Source organism: Brevibacillus fortis (genome assembly GCF_046196545.1).
GTDB lineage: Bacteria > Bacillota > Bacilli > Brevibacillales > Brevibacillaceae > Brevibacillus > Brevibacillus fortis_A.
Genome location: NZ_CP176370.1, coordinates 5875599 through 5882500, shown reverse-complemented (window position 1 = coordinate 5882500; position 6902 = coordinate 5875599). Strand labels below are relative to the sequence as shown.

At 46.9% G+C, this 6902-nt stretch carries 5 protein-coding genes, 4 tRNA genes and 1 rRNA gene (1 of these 10 only partly in view); all 10 read left to right on the top strand.

The window, feature by feature from the left end; translation table 11 throughout:
- Nucleotides 1-322: ribosomal RNA gene (locus ACKKE8_RS28610) — 23S ribosomal RNA — on the top strand; it begins 2607 nt to the left of the window's first position.
- 52 nt (nucleotides 323-374) lie between these two features.
- Nucleotides 375-451: transfer RNA gene (locus ACKKE8_RS28605), tRNA-Asp, on the top strand.
- 31 nt (nucleotides 452-482) lie between these two features.
- Nucleotides 483-558: transfer RNA gene (locus tag ACKKE8_RS28600), tRNA-Phe, on the top strand.
- A 5-nt stretch (nucleotides 559-563) separates the two neighbouring features.
- A tRNA-Lys gene (locus tag ACKKE8_RS28595) sits at nucleotides 564-639 on the top strand.
- Nucleotides 640-680: 41 nt separating this feature from the next.
- Nucleotides 681-756, top strand: a tRNA-Gly gene (locus tag ACKKE8_RS28590).
- 330 nt (nucleotides 757-1086) lie between these two features.
- Nucleotides 1087-2730 (top strand): tetratricopeptide repeat protein, encoded by a 1644-nt coding sequence (locus ACKKE8_RS28585; protein WP_409175978.1) that lies wholly within the window; start codon nucleotides 1087-1089, stop codon nucleotides 2728-2730.
- A 64-nt stretch (nucleotides 2731-2794) separates the two neighbouring features.
- Nucleotides 2795-3754: a thioredoxin-disulfide reductase gene (trxB, locus tag ACKKE8_RS28580; RefSeq protein WP_048034968.1), complete on the top strand. Its 960-nt coding sequence runs from the start codon at nucleotides 2795-2797 to the stop codon at nucleotides 3752-3754.
- A gap of 220 nt (nucleotides 3755-3974) precedes the next feature.
- Nucleotides 3975-4856 carry an RNase adapter RapZ gene (gene rapZ, locus ACKKE8_RS28575; RefSeq protein WP_409175977.1) on the top strand — a complete coding sequence of 294 codons (882 nt, stop codon included), beginning with the start codon at nucleotides 3975-3977 and terminating at the stop codon, nucleotides 4854-4856.
- Between the two features lie 78 nt (nucleotides 4857-4934).
- Nucleotides 4935-5945: a uridine diphosphate-N-acetylglucosamine-binding protein YvcK gene (gene yvcK, locus ACKKE8_RS28570; RefSeq protein WP_409175976.1), complete on the top strand. Its 1011-nt coding sequence runs from the start codon at nucleotides 4935-4937 to the stop codon at nucleotides 5943-5945.
- A gap of 8 nt (nucleotides 5946-5953) precedes the next feature.
- Nucleotides 5954-6901: a DNA-binding protein WhiA gene (whiA, locus tag ACKKE8_RS28565; RefSeq protein ID WP_409175975.1), complete on the top strand. Its 948-nt coding sequence runs from the start codon at nucleotides 5954-5956 to the stop codon at nucleotides 6899-6901.
- Nucleotide 6902: the final 1 nt, after the last annotated feature.

Genomic DNA, 6902 nt, shown 5'->3' with positions numbered 1-6902 from the left:
GCTGGGTTCAGAACGTCGTGAGACAGTTCGGTCCCTATCTGTCGCGGGCGTAGGAAGTTTGAGGAGAGCTGTCCTTAGTACGAGAGGACCGGGATGGACGCACCGCTGGTGCACCAGTTGTCACGCCAGTGGCACAGCTGGGTAGCTATGTGCGGACGGGATAAGCGCTGAAAGCATCTAAGCGTGAAGCCCCCTCCAAGATGAGACTTCCCACAGCGCAAGCTGGTAAGACCCCTCATAGACGATGAGGTTGATAGGTTCGGTGTGGAAGCGCGGTAACGCGTGGAGCTGACGAATACTAATCGGTCGAGGACTTATCCACAAATTCTTAGCAATCATGCGTATTCAGTTTTGAAGGAACAAACCTTCTATATGGAGCTGTGGTGAAGTTGGAGTTCACGCCGGTCTGTCACACCGGAGGTCGCGGGTTCGAGTCCCGTCAGCTCCGCCATTCTTATTCAAGAGTGGCGAACAAAGTATATGGCTCGGTAGCTCAGTCGGTAGAGCAGAGGACTGAAAATCCTCGTGTCGGCGGTTCGATTCCGTCCCGAGCCACCATGTACGAGCCATTAGCTCAGTTGGTAGAGCATCTGACTTTTAATCAGAGGGTCGAAGGTTCGAGTCCTTCATGGCTCACCAGTTTTTTCAATCGGACAAAATATGAATAGTTGATAAGATATGCGGACGTAGCTCAATTGGTAGAGCGTCGCCTTGCCAAGGCGAAGGTCGAGGGTTCGAGACCCTTCGTCCGCTCCATTTTTGTTCGTAAACACCACTTGCTATGTGCCAGTGGTGTTTCTTGCTTTATGTATAGCTGTAGTTCAAAAAGTCGTCTTTTGATCACGTGGTAATACTGAAAGCTGATTCGACATCGAAAGAGGCGTTCACCTTCAAAGTCCGGTGCTCATGTAGGTTCCCTACATTCCGCTCCTCCTTCTTCAGGTTCTCGCCACTTTCTTGGTGCTGAAAAGTCGACTTTTTGAACACTCATTTTATAGAACACTTTAAAAGACGAGTCAGCTTGTAGGGTGCCGATGCTTCTGGTACGATACTTGGAGTGTAAGCTCCTACGATGTTGGAGGTTTTATGAAACATAACAAGAGTATTTTGAAGAAAACGACCGTCGTTGACTTTAAGCAAGATGCTGCTTTTTTTGTTGACCGGGGAATGCGTTGTTTGAATCGGTACGACTATGATAAAGCATTGCGTTCATTTCGCCGAGCAGTTGAAATGGAGCCATCGAATGCAGAATGCCACTGCCATTTGGCTAGTGCCTTAGCTGAAACCGGACAGTTTGAAGCGTCGAATGAAGTCCTCTATGAAGTGATAGAAAAATGGGACCCATCCATGACAGAAGTGTATTTCTACATGGCGAACAACTATGCCAACTTAGAAGATTACCATATGGCAGAAGAAATGGCTGTTCGTTATTTACAAGAAGATAGTACAGGACCGTATCGGGAAGATGCCGAAGAGCTCCTCGACTATATTTACTTTGAGCTGGACATGCCACCACGACACTTCCTCCCAAGTGAAAAAGAGGACGTATACAGCAAGCATGAACGAGCTCGTCGCAGTCTGGAAGAGGGACGTTTCCTGGAGGCTTTGGATACCTTAAAAGAAATCGTCGAGGCCGATCCTGACTTTTTACCAGCTTGGAACAATTTGTCTCTCGCCTACTATTATGCTGGGGAATTCGAGAAGGCGATGGAGACAATCGAACAGACGCTGGATAAGGAAGAAGGAAACCTGCATGCACTGTGCAATCTGGCGGTTTTACTCTCCCATCACAATCAAACGGTAGAGCTGTTGAACTTGATTGATATGCTGAAAAAGGTCGTTCCGTTCCATCCGGAAAATACCTATAAGCTCGCAACAACAATGGGAGTGCTCGGCCAGCATGACGAAGCGTATTTCCATTACCAACGCATGCTGCGAAATGGACGGCCGCATGAAGCGTGCACGTACCACTATGCTGCGATCTCAGCTTATTTGAGCGGGAAAAAGGATCAGGCACTGCGCTGGTGGCAAAAAGCCAAGCAGTTAGATCCAGAAGCAGGAATCGCAGATCAATACATTCAAATGGTAAAAAACGAACAAGAAGGGGAGACTATAAAACCGATCCCCTACCAATACAATACGACCCAACGTGATGTTTCATGGGAAAAGGCTTCGTTCACGGGAGTGGAAGATTTTAAAACAGACCCGATGATCCGAGCGTCCCTTCTATGGGCATTGCAGCATGGACGCGATGAAGTGAAATTCGCGGTGCTGCAAACATTGTCTCTGATCGGCGACGATGAAGCTGAAACTGCGGTCCGTCAATTTTATTACCAAACGGATAACCAACAACTGCAAAAGTTGGCACTGCTGGCTTTGGCTGATATGGGTGCAGACATGCCAGAAGGAACTCCTGATGGATCGAATGGTTCACCGACGACGGAAGAGCAAAAGAGCAGTATAGAAGAAGGCATAAGCCGTTATTTGCTCTCGGAGGGCAAGCAAGAGGCTGGAGAATGGTGCCTCGATGTATGGCGCAAGCATCATGAATATGCCCAAAGTCGTGTACAAGTGCGAAAAGAAGTAGCGTGGGTAGCAGCATTAGAATATGTATACGGAACGATAACGAACGAAAAACAGTCACAAGCCCTTCTAGCTCAAAAATATGGCATTTCTGCCGCAACCTTGGCAAAGTGCGTCAAAGTTTTGTCGACACTTGATTTTAAATAGATTATTACATTATAATTAATTTAAATAAGGAAACAGAACTGTGTGAGATGAGGAGGCAACAAGCATGAGCGATCAAAAAATTTATGATGTGATTATCGCCGGAGCTGGCCCTGCTGGAATGACGGCTGCTGTATATACATCCCGTGCGAACATGAGCACATTGATGCTGGAGAGAGGAATTCCAGGCGGTCAAATGGCGAATACGGAAGATATCGAGAACTACCCAGGCTTCACTTCCATTCTTGGCCCTGATCTCTCTACAAAAATGTTTGAGCATGCACAGCAATTCGGTGCGGAATATGCATATGGCGAAATCAAGGAAATCCGCGATGAAGAGCCGTACAAGCGCGTAATCACGGGTGACAAGGAATACTTGACCAAATCTGTTATTGTGGCAACTGGTGCAGAGCATCGTTTGCTCGGTGTACAAGGCGAAAAAGAATTGTCCGGCCGTGGCGTTTCTTACTGCGCGGTTTGCGACGGTGCATTTTTCCGCAATAAAGAGCTGGTGGTTGTTGGTGGAGGAGACTCCGCGGTGGAAGAGGCTGTGTTCCTTACTCGCTTCGCTTCCAAAGTGACAATCGTACACCGTCGTGATCAGTTCCGTGCACAGAAAATCCTGCAAAAACGCGCTTTCGATAACGAAAAAATCGAAGTGATCTGGGATACAGAACTAAAAGAGATTCGTGGTGAAGGCAAAGTACAAGCGGTTCTCTTGGAAAACACCAAAACAGGTGAACAAAGAGAATACCCAGCAGATGGGGTGTTCATCTACGTAGGTATGGACCCATTGACTGCAAGCGTACGTCCACTGGGCATCACCAACGACGCAGGCTACGTATTGACAGACGAAAAAATGAACACCAAAGTAAAAGGTGTGTTTGCAGCAGGAGATGTACGCGAAAAAATGCTGCGTCAAGTCGTGACAGCTACTGGAGACGGTTCTATCGCTGCTCAATCTGCTCAGCACTATGTAGAAGAGCTGAATGAAAAGCTAAAGGAACAAAATGTCACAATCTCTTAACCTGCTTGTAACATGGGTGAAATAATTCAAGAGTAATCTATAGACAATGAATTGACCCCCTTATCTATATAAACAATTGTTGCGTGGCTGGCATTCAGTCACGCATCTTTTTTTCTAAAAATGAAGACGTCATTGGAAAAACAGGGGAAGCGGTTCAAAAAGGTGCGAATAAGGTCGACAATATGGTATGCTATTGTCAGAATCGTAGGAGGCGAGTTGCGTGACGGAATTGGGAAACGACAAGGCCATGAATCTCCTGATTATTACCGGAATGTCAGGTGCGGGAAAGACAGTTGCTGTACAAAGCTTGGAGGACCTGGGCTTTTTTTGTGTAGACAACCTACCCCCTGTACTGATTCCCAAATTTGCTGAGTTGGTCAAACAGTCTGGTGGGAGTATTGAGCGAGTCGCATTGGTGATTGACTTGCGAGGGCGTGAGTTTTTTGAAAATCTAGCCGTAACTATGGAGAGCCTCAATCAGATGGATGGATTATCGTACCATATCCTTTATCTGGATGCAAACGATCAGACATTGGTTTCTCGCTATAAGGAAACACGTCGCAGACATCCGCTTTCCCCAAACGGTTCGCCTTTGGAAGGAATTCACGCTGAGCGCCGTTTGTTGGAGGAAATGAAGGGCTGGGCGCATCAGATTATCGATACGAGTCAAATGAAGCCAGTTCAGCTTCGAGAAAAAATCATCAACCAATACGGTCAACAAGGATCACCACTTACGATTAATGTATTGTCGTTTGGTTTCAAATACGGCGCACCAATAGACGCTGACTTGATGTTTGATGTCCGTTTTTTGCCTAACCCGCATTATGTGGAGGATTTGCGTCCGAAAACAGGATGTGATCCAGACGTGGCAGAGTATGTGATGAAGCACAAGGACACAAAAGAATTCTTAGAAAAGCTTACAGACTTTTTGGGATACACCCTGCCGCATTATCAGCGAGAAGGAAAAAGTCAACTAGTGATAGGAATTGGATGCACCGGTGGAAAGCATCGCTCGGTCGCCATTGCAGAACATTTGGGAGAAACCTTTGGAAAAGATTTTTCTGTCCGTGTCAGTCATCGAGACATGGAAAAGAACAAATGATCATAAGATGGCAGGAAAGACTGAAGCGTGCATAAAAAGCCACCTGTGGTATGTGTATTAGAAATAATGAGGTGACATATGCCTACTAAGGGAGTCGGGAGGCTACAGTCAAGGCCATTACGGGTAGTCGTTATTGGCGGAGGAACGGGTCTGTCCGTCCTTCTACGCGGTTTGAAGCACGAGCCGGTGCATATCACAGCGATTGTTACGGTAGCAGACGATGGGGGAAGCTCTGGACGTTTGCGAGAAGAAATGGATATGCTTCCACCTGGCGACATTCGAAACGTCTTGACTGCTCTGGCCGATACAGAGCCGTTGATGGAAAAAGTCATGCAATATCGTTTTTCCACAGGCACGGGATTAGCAGGGCATAATTTGGGAAATCTATTACTTGCAGCGATGAACGAAATCACTGGAGATTTTGTCACCGCAGTCAAAACATTAAGCGGAGTTTTGGCAGTGCGTGGAGATGTATTGCCAGCTTCCACGCAATCAATTCAGTTGAAAGCGGAAATGACAGATGGATCTCTCGTAATTGGAGAATCCCAAATACCGTTGACTGGCAAAGAAATCAAGCGGGTGTTCCTTGACCCGGAGGATGCTGTTCCTCTTGGCGAAGCCCTGATGGCCATTGCCGATGCGGATGCCATTTTGATTGGGCCTGGCAGCTTGTATACGAGCATCCTGCCCAATTTATTAGTACGCGGGTTATTTGAAGCGATTACACGCGCACAAGCCCCGAAAATCTACATTTGTAACGTCATGACACAACCGGGGGAGACAGACGGTTTTTCTGCATCCAGGCACGTGAATGTCATGTATGACCATGTAGATCGACCATTTCTGGATACGATCATTGTCAATTCAGCCGAGCTGCCTACCCACGTATTGGACAAATACGCAGAAAAAGGAGCAGCTCCTGTCCGATGTGACTTAAAGCAATTGCGCCAACTTGGTCTGCATGTGGTGGCGAAGCCGTTAGTCACATTTGAGGACGGATACCTACGTCATGATGCACATGCTGTCAGCAAGCAGGTTGTGTCACTGGTCAAACGAAGACGGAAGGTGCTGAAGATAGAGAAGGAGTAGTGAAGTCGATGTCATTCGCCGCGCATACCAAAAAAGAACTTACCATGACGGAGGGTGCCGATTGCTGCAGCAAGGCAGAGCTCTCAGCCTTGATTCGAATGAATGGAAGTCTGCAGTTTGGAGCCGGACGACTGGTGCTGGATGTGACGACAGAGAACGCGGCGATTGCCCGACGCATTTACACGTTAATCAAGAGGCTGTTTCAGATACACGCTGAACTGTTGGTTCGCAAAAAAATGCGTTTGAAAAAGAACAACGTGTACATTGTGCGTATTCCGAATAAGGCTAATGAGATCTTGCAAGACTTGGGCATCATGGATCAAAGCCTGTCGTTTATCCCAGGAATCGCTCCTGAGATCGTGAAAAAGTCCTGTTGCCGCGCTGCTTATTTGCGGGGCGCTTTTTTGGCGGGGGGATCTGTGAATCATCCAGAGGCATCCAGCTATCACCTGGAGATTTTCACTTCCTATCAGGATTTTTGCGAAGCATTGACCAAGATAGCCAATCGGTATAAACTAAATGCCAAGTGCATCGAGCGGAAAAAAGGGTATGTTCTCTATATTAAAGAAGGCGAAAAGATTACAGAGTTTTTGAGCTTGATTGGAGCGCATCAGGCGCTTCTGTATTTCGAGGACGTCCGAATTGTAAAGGACATGCGGAACTCGGTAAACCGTTTACACAATTGTGAGATCGCCAACATAAACAAAACGGTGAATGCAGCCACCAGACAAATGGAAAATATTCAGCTCATCGATCAAGAGATCGGATTGGAGAATTTGCCAAAACGTCTGCGCGAGGTCGCGGAGCTTCGATTGGCTCATCCTGACATCAATTTGAAAGAATTGGGCGAGATGGTGCCAAGCGGAATAGTGAGCAAATCGGGCATTAACCACCGCTTGCGAAAAATTAACGAAATCGCTGACAAAATACGAGAAAAACAAAATATTTCGATGTAGA